Origin of the sequence: Labrys okinawensis, from assembly GCF_002982075.1 — a bacterium.
Taxonomy (GTDB): domain Bacteria; phylum Pseudomonadota; class Alphaproteobacteria; order Rhizobiales; family Labraceae; genus Labrys; species Labrys okinawensis_A.
On sequence record NZ_PUEJ01000003.1, the window covers coordinates 121362 to 135954 of the forward strand.

General features: G+C 66.4%; 13 protein-coding genes. 9 read left to right on the forward strand and 4 right to left on the reverse strand.

Annotated elements, in window-relative coordinates; genetic code table 11:
* From C5L14_RS07630 to C5L14_RS07650, 5 genes are read left to right on the forward strand one after another with little or no spacing between them, the layout of a single operon-like run.
* Complete coding sequence (locus tag C5L14_RS07630) at positions 1-882, forward strand: ABC transporter permease (RefSeq protein ID WP_245196542.1); 882 nt, start codon at positions 1-3, stop codon at positions 880-882.
* Between the two features lie 19 nt (positions 883-901).
* Complete coding sequence (locus tag C5L14_RS07635) at positions 902-1831, forward strand: dihydrodipicolinate synthase family protein (RefSeq protein ID WP_245196543.1); 930 nt, start codon at positions 902-904, stop codon at positions 1829-1831.
* 8 nt (positions 1832-1839) lie between these two features.
* On the forward strand, positions 1840-2850 hold the full coding sequence (locus tag C5L14_RS07640; RefSeq protein WP_105861947.1) for an ABC transporter ATP-binding protein: 1011 nt from the start codon (positions 1840-1842) through the stop codon (positions 2848-2850).
* A gap of 1 nt (position 2851) precedes the next feature.
* On the forward strand, positions 2852-3832 hold the full coding sequence (locus C5L14_RS07645) for an ABC transporter ATP-binding protein (protein WP_105861455.1): 981 nt from the start codon (positions 2852-2854) through the stop codon (positions 3830-3832).
* Positions 3829-4746: a dihydrodipicolinate synthase family protein gene (locus tag C5L14_RS07650; RefSeq protein WP_105861456.1), complete on the forward strand. Its 918-nt coding sequence runs from the start codon at positions 3829-3831 to the stop codon at positions 4744-4746. The genes C5L14_RS07645 and C5L14_RS07650 overlap by 4 nt, the downstream gene beginning before the upstream one ends.
* Before the next feature lie 149 nt (positions 4747-4895).
* Here the strand turns inward: C5L14_RS07650 and hisG are convergent, their stop codons facing one another.
* The 3 genes from hisG to hisS form a co-directional block, all read right to left on the reverse strand.
* Complete coding sequence (gene hisG, locus C5L14_RS07655) at positions 4896-5882, reverse strand: ATP phosphoribosyltransferase (RefSeq protein WP_105861457.1); 987 nt, start codon at positions 5880-5882, stop codon at positions 4896-4898.
* The gene (locus C5L14_RS07660) at positions 5882-6997 is read right to left on the reverse strand and encodes an ATP phosphoribosyltransferase regulatory subunit (protein ID WP_105861458.1); all 1116 of its coding nucleotides are present in this window, start codon (positions 6995-6997) and stop codon (positions 5882-5884) included. The genes hisG and C5L14_RS07660 overlap by 1 nt, the downstream gene beginning before the upstream one ends.
* A gap of 168 nt (positions 6998-7165) precedes the next feature.
* Positions 7166-8641 carry a histidine--tRNA ligase gene (gene hisS / locus C5L14_RS07665; RefSeq protein WP_105861459.1) on the reverse strand — a complete coding sequence of 492 codons (1476 nt, stop codon included), beginning with the start codon at positions 8639-8641 and terminating at the stop codon, positions 7166-7168.
* Between the two features lie 668 nt (positions 8642-9309).
* On the opposite strand from hisS, the gene C5L14_RS07670 reads away from it, so the two are divergent.
* Complete coding sequence (locus C5L14_RS07670) at positions 9310-10863, forward strand: sulfatase-like hydrolase/transferase (RefSeq protein ID WP_181161075.1); 1554 nt, start codon at positions 9310-9312, stop codon at positions 10861-10863.
* Positions 10864-10901: 38 nt separating this feature from the next.
* On the opposite strand, the gene C5L14_RS07675 is transcribed toward C5L14_RS07670, so the two are convergent.
* Positions 10902-11345: a nucleoside deaminase gene (locus C5L14_RS07675; protein WP_105861461.1), complete on the reverse strand. Its 444-nt coding sequence runs from the start codon at positions 11343-11345 to the stop codon at positions 10902-10904.
* A 132-nt stretch (positions 11346-11477) separates the two neighbouring features.
* On the opposite strand from C5L14_RS07675, the gene C5L14_RS07680 reads away from it, so the two are divergent.
* The 3 genes from C5L14_RS07680 to C5L14_RS30900 all read left to right on the forward strand — a co-directional run bounded on the left by C5L14_RS07680 (position 11478) and on the right by C5L14_RS30900 (position 14435).
* Positions 11478-13541, forward strand: a complete 2064-nt coding sequence (locus C5L14_RS07680; protein WP_105861462.1) for a pseudouridine synthase — start codon at positions 11478-11480, stop codon at positions 13539-13541.
* Positions 13542-13551: 10 nt separating this feature from the next.
* On the forward strand, positions 13552-14109 hold the full coding sequence (gene rsmD, locus C5L14_RS07685; RefSeq protein ID WP_105861463.1) for a 16S rRNA (guanine(966)-N(2))-methyltransferase RsmD: 558 nt from the start codon (positions 13552-13554) through the stop codon (positions 14107-14109).
* 83 nt (positions 14110-14192) lie between these two features.
* Positions 14193-14435, forward strand: a complete 243-nt coding sequence (locus tag C5L14_RS30900) for a hypothetical protein (RefSeq protein ID WP_342588401.1) — start codon at positions 14193-14195, stop codon at positions 14433-14435.
* The last annotated feature ends 158 nt before the right edge of the window (positions 14436-14593 follow it).

Here is a 14593-nt window from a genome sequence, read left to right on the forward strand (position 1 = left end):
ATGGCGGTTTCGACACAGCTCCGGTCTCGTGGCAATGGCCCGCTCGCTCGGGCTATGAGACGCTTTGCCGCCAATAACGTCACATTGGCGGGCCTCGCCATCCTGCTGGTCATGCTGGCCCTGGTGGTCTTCCACCCCTGGCTGCTGCGCTACAAGCCCAACGACATCGACCTCCTGGCCATCAACAAGGGGCCCAGCGCCGCCCATTGGTTCGGCACGGATGGTGTCGGACGTGACATACTGGCGCGCGTCCTGCGCGGCGGCCGCATCTCCCTGCTGGTGGCAGGCAGTTCCGTGGTGATCTCGCTGGTCATCGGCTATGTCGTCGGTGCGCTCGCCGCCCTGGCGGGGCGGATCGCCGATGCGGTGATCATGCGCCTGGTCGATCTCGCCATGACGCTGCCGCCGGTGATCCTGCTCCTGGTGATCGCCTCGATCACCGGCGCGGGCGTCCTCTCCACCATCGCGGTGATCTCGCTGCTGTCCTGGCCGGTGCTGGCGCGCATGGTGCGGGCGCGGCTGATGGAACTGCGCGAGCGCGATTTCGTCATCGCCGCGCGCGGCATGGGCGCCTCGCTCGGCCACCTGCTCTGGCGCCATGGCCTGCCCAATACCATCGACATTCTTGTGGTCTATGCCGCCCTGCAATTCGCGGCCGCCATCCTGCTCGAAGCGGGCCTGTCCTTCCTCGGGCTCGGTATCCCGGCGCCGGAAGCGAGCTGGGGCAACATGCTGAACGCGGCCCGCAGCACCGTCGTGCTGGAGCAATATCCCTGGCAATGGCTGTTTGCCGGCGGCGCTCTCGTCCTCACGGTGCTCGCCATCAATTTCGTCGGCGACGGCCTGCGCGATGCCTTCGATCCCCGTTCCGAACTCAACTGATTTCAACAAAAGGTCTGCCATGTCCTCCGCATCTCCCCTGTTCCATGGCGTCGTGCCGCCGGTCGTCACGCCTCTGACCGCAAGCCTCGAAGTGGACTATCCCTCCTTCGCGCGGGTGATCGAGCATCTGATCGCGGGCGGCGTGCATGCGCTTTTCGTGCTGGGCTCGACCAGCGAGGTCGTCTTCCACGACGAGGCCACGCGTCGGAAGGTGCTGGAATTCGCGATCGACAGGGTCAATGGCCGGGTGCCGGTCCTGGCCGGCGTCGTCGATCCCACCACCGATCGCGTCATCGCCCACGCCAGGACGGCGCAGTCGGTCGGGGCGAGCGCCGTGGTCGCCACCGCGCCCTTTTATGCCCGCACCAGCGCCCCCGAGGTGATCGATCACTTCCGCACCCTGCGCGAGGCCATCGACGTGCCCGTGGTCGCCTATGACATCCCGGTCTGCGTGCATTTCAAGCTCGACCGCCACACCGTGGTGACGCTGGCCCGCGAGGGCAGCATCGTCGGCCTGAAGGATTCCAGCGGCGACGACGGCAATTTCCGCTATGCCCTGATGGATCTCGCCGACCGCCCCGAGATCATGATGATGACCGGCTCGGAAATCGTCTGCGACAATGCCCTGCTGATGGGGGCCCACGGCATCGTGCCCGGCCTCGCCAATGTCGATCCCGCCGGCTATGTCCGGCTCTATGACCTCTGCCGCAAGGGCGACTGGACTGGCGCACGCCGGGAACAAGAGCGCCTGTGCCGCCTGTTCGAGATGGTCTGGGTCGCCGCGCCGCGCGTCAGCGCCGGCTCGGCCGGCGTCGGTGCCTTCAAGACGGCGATGCGCCGGCTCGGGATCATCGAGACCAATGAGATGGCGCGTCCCCAGCGGGCGCTGAACGACGCCGAAGCGGCCGCGATCGAGACGATCCTGCGCCAGACCGGCCTGTTGGCCTGAGCATGGCCATGGCCGCGCAGCCGATCCTCGCCATCGAAGGGCTGAACACGGTGTTCCGCGTCAGCGGGCGCGAAGTGCCGGCGGTGTCGGAACTCGATCTCGCCATCGGCGTCGGCGAAACACTGGCGCTGGTGGGCGAGTCCGGCTCCGGCAAGTCGGTGACTGGCCAGTCCATCATGGGTTTGCTGCCGGGCAGGATCGCGCGGGTGGCAGGCGGAAGCATAAGGTTCCGGGGCAGGAGCGGCGCCCTGCGCGATCTCACGACGCTCGATGCCGAGGAGCGCCGGCGCATCCGCGGCAACGAGATCAGCATGATCTTCCAGGAGCCTATGACCAGCCTCAACCCGGTCTATACCATCGGGGACCAGATCGCCGAGCCCCTCCGCGTGCACAAGGGCCAGCCCCGCAAGGCGGCCATGGCCGCGGCCGTGGCGCTGCTCGACAAGGTGGGCATCCCCGATCCCGCCCGCAGGGCCGGGCAATATCCACACGAACTCTCCGGCGGCATGCGCCAGCGCGCCACCATCGCGATGGCGCTCGCCTGCGATCCGGTGCTGCTGTTCGCCGACGAGCCGACCACGGCGCTCGACGTCACCATCCAGGCCCAGATCCTCGACCTCCTGCGGCGCCTGCAGGCGGAGAACGGCATGGGCGTGCTGTTTGTCACCCACAATCTCGGCGTGGTCGCCGAGATCGCCCACCGCGTTGCCGTGATGTATGCCGGCCGCATTGTCGAGCAGGGCCCTGTCCGCGAGGTCTTCCGGCGTCCGCGGCATCCCTACACCAAGGGCTTGCTGGCCTCGGTGCCGCGGCTCGGCGAGGCGACCCGGCTCAAGAAGGCCGGCGGGCGCCTCGCCGCCATTTCCGGTGCCGTGCCCAGCCTCGCCGCCATGCCGCAGGGCTGCGCCTTCGCCTCCCGCTGCTCTCTGGCCCAGCCGGCCTGCCGACGAGTCATGCCCGCTCTGGCGGAAATCGGGCCGGGGCATGCCAGCCGCTGCATCCGTTCGCAGGAGTTGTGAGATGGAGACGTCCCCTTCCGGCTCGCCGCTGCTTCAGGTACGCGGCCTCGCCAAGCAGTATGGCGGCGGTTTCGGCCGCGCCGCGCCCGTCCGGGTGCTCGACGACATTTCCTTCGAGGTGAAGCGCGGCGAGGTCGTCGGGCTGGCCGGTGAGTCCGGCTCGGGCAAGACGACGATCGGGCGCTCGATCCTGCGGCTGATCGAGCCGAGCGCCGGCGAAATCCTGTTCGACGGCAGCGACATCGCCCGCCTGTCGGCCGGGGATCTGCGCCGCCAGCGCCGGCGCATGCAATATATCTTCCAGGACCCCTTCGCCAGCCTGTCGCCGCGCATGACCATCGGCGAGATCCTGAGCGAAGGGCTCGCCATCCAGGCGATCGGCACGCGCCGCGAACGCCTCGACAAGGCCCGCGCCGCCCTCCAAGCCGTCGAACTGCCGCCCGACGCCGTCGACCGCTACGCCCACGAATTCTCCGGCGGCCAGCGCCAGCGCATCGGCATTGCCAGGGCGCTGATCCTGCAGCCGGACCTGATCGTCGCCGACGAGCCGGTCTCGGCCCTCGACGTCTCGATCCAGGCGCAGATCGTCAATCTTTTGCGTGACCTCCAGGCCCGCCTCGGCCTGACCATGCTGTTCATCTCGCATGATCTTGCCGTGGTCGAGTTCATCGCCGACCGCGTCATCGTGCTCTATCTCGGCCGCATCATGGAGATCGCCCCTTGCGACCGGCTCTACGAGGCGCCCAAGCATCCTTATACCAGGGCGCTGCTCTCGGCGATCCCCGAGCCGGACCCCGACCGGCCGCGCGAGCGCCAGATCCTGAAAGGCGATATTCCCTCGGTGGCCAGTCCGCCCTCGGGCTGCGTCTTTCGCACCCGCTGCCCGCATGCGATCGAAGCCTGTGCCCGCGAAGTTCCCAGGCTCGAGGAAGTCGAGCCGGGCCATTTCAAGGCCTGTATCCGACAGGACATCAGCGCATGACCCTTCGCGGCAACTGGGCAACGCTGCTGCTGCCGATCGCAGCCGACGATGCCATCGATTCCGGTCGCCTCGGCGAGGAGATCGACATCCTGATCGCTGCTGGCGTCGACGGCATCTACTCCAACGGCACGGCCGGCGAATTCCACAACCAGACCGAAACCGAATATGAGGCGATCCAGGCTCTGCTGGCCGAAAAATGCCGGGCGGCCGGCATGCCCTTCGTGATCGGCGCCTGCCAGGGAGATCCCCGCCAGTCGCTTGAGCGGGTGCGGCGGGCGGCCGGACTGCAGCCCGCGGCCATCCAGGTCATCCTGCCGGACTGGTGGCCGGTGACCGACGAGGAGGCGATCGATTTCCTGGCGATGATGGCGGAAGCGGCACGCGAGTTGCCGCTGGTGCTCTACAATCCGCCGCATGCCAAGAGGGTGTTGCCGCCGGAGGTGCTCGGCCGGCTCACGCAAGCGGTCCCGTCTGTCAAGGCCATCAAGCTCGCCGATGGCGACGAGGCCTGGTACGTGGCCGCGCGCCGGTATCTTGCAGGCATCGCGCTTTTCGTTCCCGGCCATCACCTCGCCACCGGCCTCAAGGCGGGCGTGGCGGCCGGCGCCTTTTCCAATGTCGCCTGCCTCAGCCCCCGCGGCGCCCAGGCCTGGGCGGATAGCATGGCCGATGACATCGGGACCGCGCTCGATCTGGAGCACCGCATCTGCCGCTTCATGGACGAGCATATCGTGCCGTTCCGGCGCGATCACGGCTATTCCAACGCCGCGCTGGACAAGCTCCTGGCCGCGATCGGGGCCTGGGGCCCCGTCGGTCCACGCTTGAGGCGCCCCTATCGCTGGATCCCGCAGAGCGAGGCGGAGAAGCTGAAGCCGGTCGCCAGAGCCCTTATGCCGGAACTGTTCGAAGCGTAACTTCCTGGGGGAGGGCCGGATGTCTCGGTCAGCCGCCAACATTTGCTGGGACTAGCGCGGGATTGGAGGGTCGATCTCCAGATCGACCATCTTGGAAACGTAGCGTTTGCGAGGAAGAAAGATGCCGATCTGGAGATCGGCACCCCTATCTAGCTCAGCTTCTTCTCCAGCTCCGCATAGAGCGCGCTCTGCGGCTCGAAGACGAAATCGAGGCTGGTCACCGCGATCGAAGCGGCGCCCTGCGCCGTCAGCCAGGCAGCGAAGTCGAACACCTGTCCGGCCGGGACCAGGAAGGTAAGGGGCTGGCCCTGCGCCGGCAGGCCGAACGGGGCGCTGGCGCCGAACAGGCCGGCGGCATCCTGCAGATGCTGCTGGTTGACGCCGCGCAGGATGCAGCGGATTTCGCGCTGGGCACTGCCCTTTGCCTTGGCGGCAAGGCGGCCGAGCATGGCTGCCGCGCCGGCGCGGGCACGTTCGTTCCAGTCGGCACCGAGCGAGGCGACGAGATTGGCCTGGCTCTTCAGCATGATGCCGTCCTCGATCACCTTCAGTGCGTTGGCGGTGAGGGTCGAGCCCGTGGTGGTGATGTCGACGATGAGATCGGCCGCCCCGGAGGCCGGTGCGCCTTCGGTGGCGCCCAGGCTCTCGACGATCAGATAATCGGCGACCCCATGGGCCGAGAAGAAGGCGCGGGTCAAATTGATATATTTGGTCGCGACCTTGAGGCGGCGGCCATGGCGCTGGCGAAAGCTTGCAGCGACATCCTCGATGTCGGCCATGGAGCGCACGTCGATCCAGGCCTGCGGCACCGCGACCACGACATTGGCCTGGCCGAAGCCGAGCGGCTGCAGCAGGGTGACCCGCTCATCGGCGCGCGCAATGTTCTCGCGCACCAGATCCTCGCCGGTGACGCCGAAATGGATGGCGCCCGAGGCGAGCTGGCCGGCGATCTCGGAAGCCGAGAGGAACAGCACCTCCACATCGTCCATACCGGGCACGGAGCCGCGATAGTCGCGCGCGCCGCGTTCCTGCACGAAGCGGATGCCGGCACGCTCGAAGAAGGCCGTGCAGTTTTCCTGCAGCCGGCCCTTGGACGGGATGCCCAGAAGCAGCGGGGAGGGAGAGGGATTGGTCATCATGCGTCTCCGCCGAACCGGTCGAGCCAGATCGAGCAACCCACGGCCGGCACGGCCTCGGCGGCGCCGAGCTGGGCCATCAGCTGGTCGTAGCGTCCGCCGCCGACGCGGGCGGCAGCTTCCGGCTCGGCCGGATCGGTCAGCTCGAAGACGAAGCCGGTATAGTAATCGAGGCGCCGGCCGAAGCCGGTGGCGAACTTGATCGCGCCGACATCGATGTCACGGGCGGCGAAGAAGCCGGTGCGTTCGTCGAAGGCATCGAGCGCCGCGTTGAGATCGAGCCTGGCTTCGCCGGCAATGGCGCGCAATTCGGCGCTGGCACCGTCGGGATCGCCGCTGACGGCAAAGATCCGCCGGGTGATCGCCACCTTGTCGGCATCGACGCCGAGACCTGAGGACAGCGCCGCCTGTTCCAGGAACCGGTCGGCGATCTCATCGACGCTGCGTCCGCCGATCGGCTGGATGCCGGCGATCGACAGGAGATCGGCGACCGCGGCGCGGGCCGATCCCGGGTCCGAGCCTTCGAGGGCCGCGAGGAAGCCGGCATAGGCGGCGGCGCCGTTCTTGGGGGCGGCACTGCCGAGGCGGGCAAGATCCTCGTCGAGATCCTTGGAGCGCCTGAGGTCGCTGGTCAGGCGGCGGCGCCAGACCGGCGGCAAATCCAGCGCATCGAGCATGGCGGTGACGATGCCGGCATCGCCCATGCGGATGTCCGGCTGGGCAAGGCCGAGATCCCCGGCCGCCTCCAGGGCGATGGCCAGCATCTCGGCATCGGCGGCCGGCTTGTCGTTGCGGCCGAAATTCTCGAAGCCGGCCTGCAGGAACTCGCTCGGGCCGTCGGTGCGGAAGCGGAAGACCGGTCCGCGATAGGCATAGGCGCCGACCCCGCCGGCCTTCACTGCCTCGAGATGATGCAGCGACACCGGAATGGTGAAGTCTGGCCTGAGGCAGAATTCCCGTCCCTCGGCATCGGTGGTCAGGAAGGCGCGGCGGCGCATGTCCTCGCCGAGGAGATCGAGGAACAGGCCCGCCGGCTGCAGGATCGGCGGGTCGACCAGCTGATAGCCCGAGCGCGAGGCAAGCGCGTCGAAGGCTTCATAGGCGGGATGGGGCATGCCGGCGGTCCATGGTGAGTGTCGGGGTCTTCTAGCAGGGCAGGGCCCGGGGTGCGACTGGAAAGGGCAAACGAGGTTTATGTCGCGGGTGCGCGGACGTCTCGTCCGCTCTTGGAAACGGAGCAATGCAGAAAGGAAGAGCGGACGAGACGTCCGCGCACCCGGGAACTACCCCAGCATCTCCTTCACGACCTTCACCAGCTCCGCCCGCGGCACCTGGCGCTGGGCGACCCTCGCCTCGCGCCATTCGGTGTTGCCTTCGATGGCCTTGGCCATTTCGGCGCCGAGTGCCAGGTCCTTGAGCTGGACCTCGCCCTTCTCGGCCTCGTCCGAGCCCTGGATCACCGCGATCGGCGCCTTGCGGCGGTCGGCATATTTGAGCTGGGCCTTCATGCCGGAACCGCCGAGATAAACCTCGGCGCGGATGCCGGCCTGGCGCAATTCGCTGGCCATCGCCTGATAGTCGGCGAGGCGCGCCTGATCCATCACGCAGACCACGACGGGCCCGGCGACACCGGCGGTGTCGACGCGGCCGAGGGCGGTCAGGGCGGAGAGCAGCCGCGAGACGCCGATGGAAAAGCCCGTCGCCGGCACGGGCTCGCCGCGGAAGCGGGCGACGAGACCGTCATAGCGCCCGCCGCCGGCGACCGAGCCGAAGCGCACCGGCCGGCCCTGCTCGTCCTTCACCTCAAAGGTCAGCTCCACCTCGTAGACGGGGCCGGTGTAATATTCGAGTCCGCGCACGATCGAGGTATCGATCAGGATGCGGTCGGTGCCGTAGCCGGATTTTTCGACCAGTTCGGCGATGCGCGCGAGCTCCTCGACTCCCTCGCTGCCGGCGGGCGAGCCCGACACCAATGGGCGGATGCGCGCAAGCGTGTCGGCATTGGAGCCGCTCTGCCCCGCCACATAATCGAGAATGGTCTGCGCCTGGCTGTCGTCGAGGCCGGCACCTTTGGTGAAATCGCCGGATTCGTCCTTGCGGCCCGCTCCGAGCAGGGCCCTGACGCCCTCCAGGCCCAGCCGGTCGAACTTGTCTATGGCGCGCAGCACCGTGAGGCGGCGGCCGGCGTTCTCGTCACCCGCCAGGCCGATCGCCTCCATGATGCCGTCGAGCACCTTGCGGTTGTTGACGCGCACCACATAGGAGCCGCGGGGAATGCCGAGCTTTTCCATGGTGTCGGCAGCCATCATGCAGATCTCGGCATCGGCGGCGACGGAGGCTGAACCCACGGTATCGGCGTCGAACTGCATGAACTGGCGGAAGCGGCCGGGGCCGGGCTTCTCGTTGCGGAAGACGTAGCCGGCCCGGTAGCTGCGATAGGGCTTGGGCAGGGCGTCGAAATTCTCGGCGACGTAGCGGGCGAGCGGCGCCGTCAAATCATAGCGCAGCGACAGCCACTGCTCGTCATCGTCCTGGAAGGAGAACACGCCCTCATTGGGGCGGTCCTGGTCGGGCAGGAACTTGCCGAGCGCGTCGGTATATTCGACGAAGGGCGTCTCGACCGGGTCGAAGCCGTAGCGCTCATAGACTTCCTGGATCACGGAAACCATCGCGCGGGTTGCCGCGATCTCTCCGGCATTGCGGTCGACGAAACCGCGTGCCTGCCTTGCCTTCAATTTCTGCTTCTTCTCGCCCGACATCGTTGCAAACCTTCAAAATTCTTGCCGCTGTTTAGGCAGCAAAACCGGCCGGGGCAAGTTTTGGCACAAGAATAATCGCTGCGATCTCGAATCCGCGAGCCGAGCTCTCCGATTGCAGCCGCGCCCCCGGGCATGTCGCCCGAAAGGCTTTGATCGAATGGCTCATCGCGGTTCCGGTGACGGACGACCGCCCCTCGGACGGCAGAAGAATGGCTCAGCGGCGCCGTGTGACGATACGCACGACATAGATGAACACGACAAGAAACGCGATCAGGATGAGCCAATGTGTGATTGCAAACCCGCCCACGATGACCTCCAGGTTCTGAAAGCCTGAAAGGTAACAGGCACGGCGCCGAAACGACAGCCCGTTGCCACCATCCTGGCCATTGGGCGAGACAGCTCCTATTTTTGTCATTATTGTTCTGTTTTTAAGCAATTTGGATTAAATCTTCGGCCGGGTCGATACAGATGCTCTCGGCCGACCTCCCGGAACTAAGAACATAATTGCCATTTATGTGGTTTACATGACTTCATTTTCGCGAATTTTTGCTAAGAAGATACTAGAGATTGCTCTTGTCGCAGCGATCCTGAGTATTCCAGATGTAATATTTTCTTGTCTTGGATGGGATATTTCGCCGTTCAGAACGAAGGAATATTTTGTAACATTATTGTCATTTTCAGTGCTCTTCGCCTTGTCGGCGGGGACCTGGTTCAGAATACTCATCGTCGTCCTGGTGTTCTTGAATCAGGCCATCTGGCTGAGCTCGCTCGTATATTTCGGAGCGCCCCTCACGCCCGAGCAGGTCAGGCTGTTTTTCAGTGATACGGCCGATTCCGTTTCGACCGGCTTGCAGGTCCAGAGCGAGTTCCTGCTGCCGATGCTCCTGGCGCTGGCGACGGCTGTCCTGCTCGTGGCACTCTCGCTGATCCGCCCCCTGCGGAGCGGGAGATCCTGGGCATTCTCCCTCCTGCTCGTGGTGGCGCTCGGTGGCGTCGCCGCTCGTTGGGAATTGCACAAATTGCCGAGCGTGGTGCAGGCCAATGCCTATTCGGCTTCCTTCATCTCCAGCGCCAATGCCGGCGTGCTGGCCTATCGCGCCAGCCGGGCACCCGCGCCGCCGGCTTCCCTCAATGGGTTGGCCGATCATATCTTCGACAAGGCCGATATACCGGAGGGCCGGGCGACCGTCGTGTTCGTGATGGGCGAATCCATCAATCCGGTGCGGATGTCGCTGTTTGGCGCGGCACGGCAGACCACGCCGCGGCTCGATCACCTGTTCAGGGAACCGCCGGCGGGATGGCGGATGTTCGCCAAGATCGGCTTTTCCGGCGGCGTGGCTACGCTTGCCAGCGTTCCCTCCGCGCTCAGGCTCGTCTATTTCCCCAATTTGGCCGAGCGGCAGCCGGTGAATATTTTCGACATCGCCAAGGATGGTGATTTCGCCAGCTACTACTATTCGGCCCAGGCCATCCACACCATGCAGATCGCCGGCGGAGCCCGGCATGCCCTGCAGTCCAAGACGGTGGAGACCTATGACGAGACGGCCGAAAAATCGGCCGAGGAGTCGCTTGCCGACGACGTCAAGGACGTGCCTGCGGCGGAGCGGCGCTTCATCTATGTCCATCAGCGCGCCGATCACGAGCCTTATCTCGACAATTGCAAGAAATATGCGGGCGAGTTCCAGGTGTTCACGTCACCTGACGGCAGCGCCGACGAAGCCCGGCGCGCACGCTACGACACCGGCCTGCAGTGCTGGGACCGCAGCACCAGCGACATCATCGCCACCATGCTGGCCGAGAAGGACCCGGTCTATATCTTCGTCACCTCCGACCACAACGAGCTGATGGGCGAGGATGGGTTGTGGGGACACCTGATCCGCCACCTGCGCACGGCGGTGGTGCCGGTGATGCTGATGACCAACAGGCCGGATTCGGCGATCGCCACTGCGTTCCGCCAGCTCGACCGTCCCACCCAGTTCCAGCTCATGCAATTGACGGCCCAGGCGATGGGCAAGACGGTCGCGATCAAGCAATATGATCCGTCGGTCTTCTATGTGAACGGCACCATGCCCTTCGGCCAGGCTAAATATATGAAGGTCGAGCGCCAGCCGGACGATCAGTATCAGATCTCCCATTTTGCCAGCGACGGCTCGCCGGCCGAACCGCCGGAACATCTCTCCTTGAAGGGGGTGCCCAAGGAGCCCGGACATCTGGGCTCCTGAAGGATGTTCCGGAGCGTGGACCGGAAAGTGGATGCCGGCTAACGCCGCAAGCGGAAGAAATCCTGCAGCAAGGTCCGGGCCGCGGTGGCGTGGATGCCGGAATAGACGTCCGGGCGATGGTGGCAGGTGGGGGAAGCGTAGAACTGCACGCCATTCTCCACCGCGCCGCCCTTGGGATCGTCGCAGCCGAAATAGAGGCGCCGGATGCGGGCGAAGGAGATCGCCGCGGCACACATCGGGCAGGGTTCGAGCGTGACATAAAGGTCCGCGCCGACGAGGCGCTCGCTGCCCATCACCTGGGCGGCGGCGCGGATGGCGAGCATTTCCGCATGGGCAGTGGGGTCTTTCAGCGCCAGGGTGCGGTTTCCTTCGCGCGAAAGCACCACTCCGTCCTTGACGACAACCGCGCCGACAGGTACCTCCCCGCGACCTGCGGCAGCATGGGCTTCCTCCAGCGCCAGTTCCATGATCGAGCGCTTCATCTCGTGACATGCCGCCTTTTCTGCTAAAGCGTTTCCCGGTCCCAGTGGGATCGGAAAGACGCCCCTCTTTTCAAGGAGTTTTGGAATACCCGCCGTTACGATGGTAGCTGTGGGCCATTCCAGCAACAATCGATGTCCGACGATAAACGATCTGGCGGCGGCGGCCGCAAGCCCCCAAGCGGGGGCAAGAAGCCATTTGGCCCCAAGAAGACTTCCGCGGGTGCTGGACCTCGTCGGCGTGGCGTGGATGGCGATGCGCCGCCCCGCCGTTCCTTCCGGAACCGTGACGAGGGCGGCGAGACCCGCCGGGAGCGTCCGGCCCGTTCCTTCGCCGAGCGTCAGGACGGCGAGCGTCGCCCGGCGCGTTTCAAGCCGCGCGAGGAGGGGGATTCCGAGGCCCGTCCCGCCCGCCGTCCGTTCCGCGAGCGTGACGGCGGCGAGGAACGCGCCTTCAAGCCCCGTCGCTTCGAGGAGCGCGGCGAGCGCGGGGAAGCACGCCGTCCGTTCCGGTCGCGCGACGAGGGCCCCGAAGGCGGCTTCCGGCCGCGCCGCGATGCCGAGCGCGGGGAGGGCGGTGAGCGCTCCTTCAACCGCAAGCCTCGCCGGGAGGGTGAGGAAGGCGGGCGCTCCTTTGCGCCGCGTCGTTTCGACACGTCCTTCGAGCCCCGCGAGGGAGGCCGCAAAGCCTTCGAACCGCGTTTCGACGATCGCCAGGAGGAGCGGGGGCCGAAGCGCGCCCCGCGTCGCGCCGAGGCCAAGACCAAGGCGGAAGTGGTGGCCAAGCCGGATGCTGAGGCCAAGACCGGCGCCTTTGCCGGGGAGCGTGTGGCCAAGGTGATCGCGCGGGCCGGGCTGGGATCGCGCCGCGATGCCGAGACCTGGATCGAGGAAGGCCGGGTCGCCGTCAATGGCGAGGTGCTGACCAGCGCGGCGCTCAATGTCCAGGTGGACGACAAGATCACCGTCGACGGCAAGCTCCTGCCCCGGCGCGAGCGCACGCGGCTGTGGCTCTACCACAAGCCTCGCGGCCTGGTGACCACGGAAAAGGATCCGGAAGGGCGCCCGACCGTGTTCGAGAACCTCGATCCGTCGCTGCCGCGCGTGATGTCGGTGGGCCGGCTCGACATCAACACCGAAGGCCTGCTGCTGCTCACCAATGACGGCGGCCTGGCGCGCCAGCTCGAATTGCCCAAGACCGGCTGGCTCAGGCGCTATCGCGTGCGGGCCTTCGGTGAGACCGACCAGGTTCAGCTCGACAAATTGTTCGAGGGGCTGACGGTCGATGGCGTCGACTATGGCCGCATCGAAGCGCGTCTCGACAAGGAGCAGGGATCCAACTCCTGGCTGACCCTCGGCTTGCGTGAAGGCAAGAACCGCGAAGTCAAGAACGTGCTGGGTTCCATCGGCCTGGAGGTCAACCGTCTGATCCGCGTGTCCTATGGGCCGTTCCAGCTCGGCGATCTGGCCGAGGGCGCCGTCGAGGAAGTGAAGACCCGTGTTCTGATGGATCAGCTCGGTCCCGAGTTGATTGCCGAGGCTGGCTGCGAGTTCGAAGCGCCGATCCACGAGGCTGCCGGCGATAAGCCGGCCAAGGCTGTGGCCAAGCCCGCAAAGGGCGGTCCGGCGCGCGGGCTTCGTGTCAAGTCGGAGGGAGACGGCAAGGAACGCGTGATGCGCGGCAGCCTGGTCGAGGATCGCCACGGCCGGCGCGTGCTTGTGCAGCGGGTCGCCGATGTGCCCGAGGAAAAGCCGGCCCGGCGCAAGCCGTTTCGTTCCGGCGACCAGGAGGGCGGTGATCGCCCCTTCAAGCCTCGTGCGCCCTTCAGGGATCGTGACGAAGGGGGCGAGCGCCCGCGCAAGCCCTTCCGCGCGCGCGCCGAGGAGGGCGGCGACCGTCCCTTCAAGCCGCGTCCCTCCTTCCGCGACCGCGACGAAGGTGGCGAGCGCCCGCGCAAGCCTTTCCGCGCGCGCGCCGAAGAGGGCGGCGACCGTCCCTTCAAGCCACGTCCCTCCTTCCGCGATCGCGACGAAGGTGGCGAGCGCCCGCGCAAGCCTTTCGGTCCGCGGGACGGAGAGGGGGGTGACCGTCCCTTCAAGCCGCGTCCCACCGCCCGCGATCGCGACGGAGGCAACGAGCGTCCGTCACGGCCGCGCCCCGGCGGCAAGCCGGGTGGTGCGCCGCGCCGGGGCCGTTGACGGCTGATCGATGCGCATCATCGGCGGGCAATTTCGCGGCAAGCAACTGGCCACACCGAAGTCGGATACGATCCGGCCGACTTCGGACCGCCTGCGCGAGACCTTGTTCAACATCCTCGCCCATGGCTATGACGATCCCGTGCGCGATGCGCGGGTGATCGATCTGTTCGCGGGCACGGGCGCGCTTGGTTTCGAGGCCCTGTCGCGCGGAGCGCGCTTTGCCACCTTCGTCGACGAGGGCGCCGAGGCGCGTGGGCTGATCCGCTCCAATATCGAGGCGATGTCCCTGGGCGGACGCACCCGCTTGTTCCGCCGGGATGCCACCAGACTGGGCGTGATCGGGCCGAGCGAGCCCTTCTCGCTGGCGTTCCTCGACCCTCCCTACGGCAGGGGACTGGCATCGCAGGCCCTCGTCAGCCTTGCCGGTGGCGGCTGGCTGACCAAGGGAGCGCTCTGCGTGGTCGAGGAGGCGACGGACGCGCCCCTCGAAGCGCCGTCTGCCTTCGCTCTGGCCGATCAGCGCGATTATGCCGGTACCCGGCTGAGCTTCTTCCGCTACGAACCCTGACGTCTTCCGGCATTTTACGCAAAAGCAGGCAGACGTTTCGGCTTGTTGCTGTCATAGTCCGGCCTTTCCGAAAGGGGGCGGCCATGGCGACGGTAACGGTCGAACTGCGCAATGTCGGCGAGACGCAGGCTGCCCTCGGATGGGCCCGCGGACACACCATCGTGGTGGATCGCCCCGAGGGCAAGGCCGGCGGCATGGGGCTCGGCTTCAACGGAGCCCAACTGCTCGCCCTGTCGCTTGGCGGCGGCTTCTGCAACGATCTGCGCTATGCCGCCGAAGAAATGGGCGTGGCCATCGATACCATCGCGGTCAGCGTCGCGCTATAGCGTTTTGCGATTAGACGGAGTCACCTAGAATCGCAAAGACGCGTCATAACAATGAGTTAGAGCAAATAAGCGTTCACGCTTGAACGCGCTTTGCTCTAGAGCTCGAGGGCAAGCCGCTGCTGGCCACCGCTGCAAAGCTCGAAGTGCGCTGCCGCATG

What these genes read in the sequence shown, in the direction of transcription:
- rsmD (WP_105861463.1), top strand. Translation starts at nt 13,552, where the DNA reads ATGCGCATCATCGGCGGGCAATTTCGCGGCAAGCAACTGGCCACACCG.
- C5L14_RS07635 (WP_245196543.1), top strand. Translation starts at nt 902, where the DNA reads ATGTCCTCCGCATCTCCCCTGTTCCATGGCGTCGTGCCGCCGGTCGTC.
- C5L14_RS07675 (WP_105861461.1), bottom strand. Translation starts at nt 11,345, where the DNA reads ATGAAGCGCTCGATCATGGAACTGGCGCTGGAGGAAGCCCATGCTGCC.
- hisS (WP_105861459.1), bottom strand. Translation starts at nt 8,641, where the DNA reads ATGTCGGGCGAGAAGAAGCAGAAATTGAAGGCAAGGCAGGCACGCGGT.
- C5L14_RS07630 (WP_245196542.1), top strand. Translation starts at nt 1, where the DNA reads ATGGCGGTTTCGACACAGCTCCGGTCTCGTGGCAATGGCCCGCTCGCT.
- C5L14_RS07660 (WP_105861458.1), bottom strand. Translation starts at nt 6,997, where the DNA reads ATGCCCCATCCCGCCTATGAAGCCTTCGACGCGCTTGCCTCGCGCTCG.
- C5L14_RS07640 (WP_105861947.1), top strand. Translation starts at nt 1,840, where the DNA reads ATGGCCGCGCAGCCGATCCTCGCCATCGAAGGGCTGAACACGGTGTTC.
- C5L14_RS07645 (WP_105861455.1), top strand. Translation starts at nt 2,852, where the DNA reads ATGGAGACGTCCCCTTCCGGCTCGCCGCTGCTTCAGGTACGCGGCCTC.
- C5L14_RS07680 (WP_105861462.1), top strand. Translation starts at nt 11,478, where the DNA reads ATGTCCGACGATAAACGATCTGGCGGCGGCGGCCGCAAGCCCCCAAGC.
- hisG (WP_105861457.1), bottom strand. Translation starts at nt 5,882, where the DNA reads ATGACCAATCCCTCTCCCTCCCCGCTGCTTCTGGGCATCCCGTCCAAG.
- C5L14_RS30900 (WP_342588401.1), top strand. Translation starts at nt 14,193, where the DNA reads ATGGCGACGGTAACGGTCGAACTGCGCAATGTCGGCGAGACGCAGGCT.
- C5L14_RS07650 (WP_105861456.1), top strand. Translation starts at nt 3,829, where the DNA reads ATGACCCTTCGCGGCAACTGGGCAACGCTGCTGCTGCCGATCGCAGCC.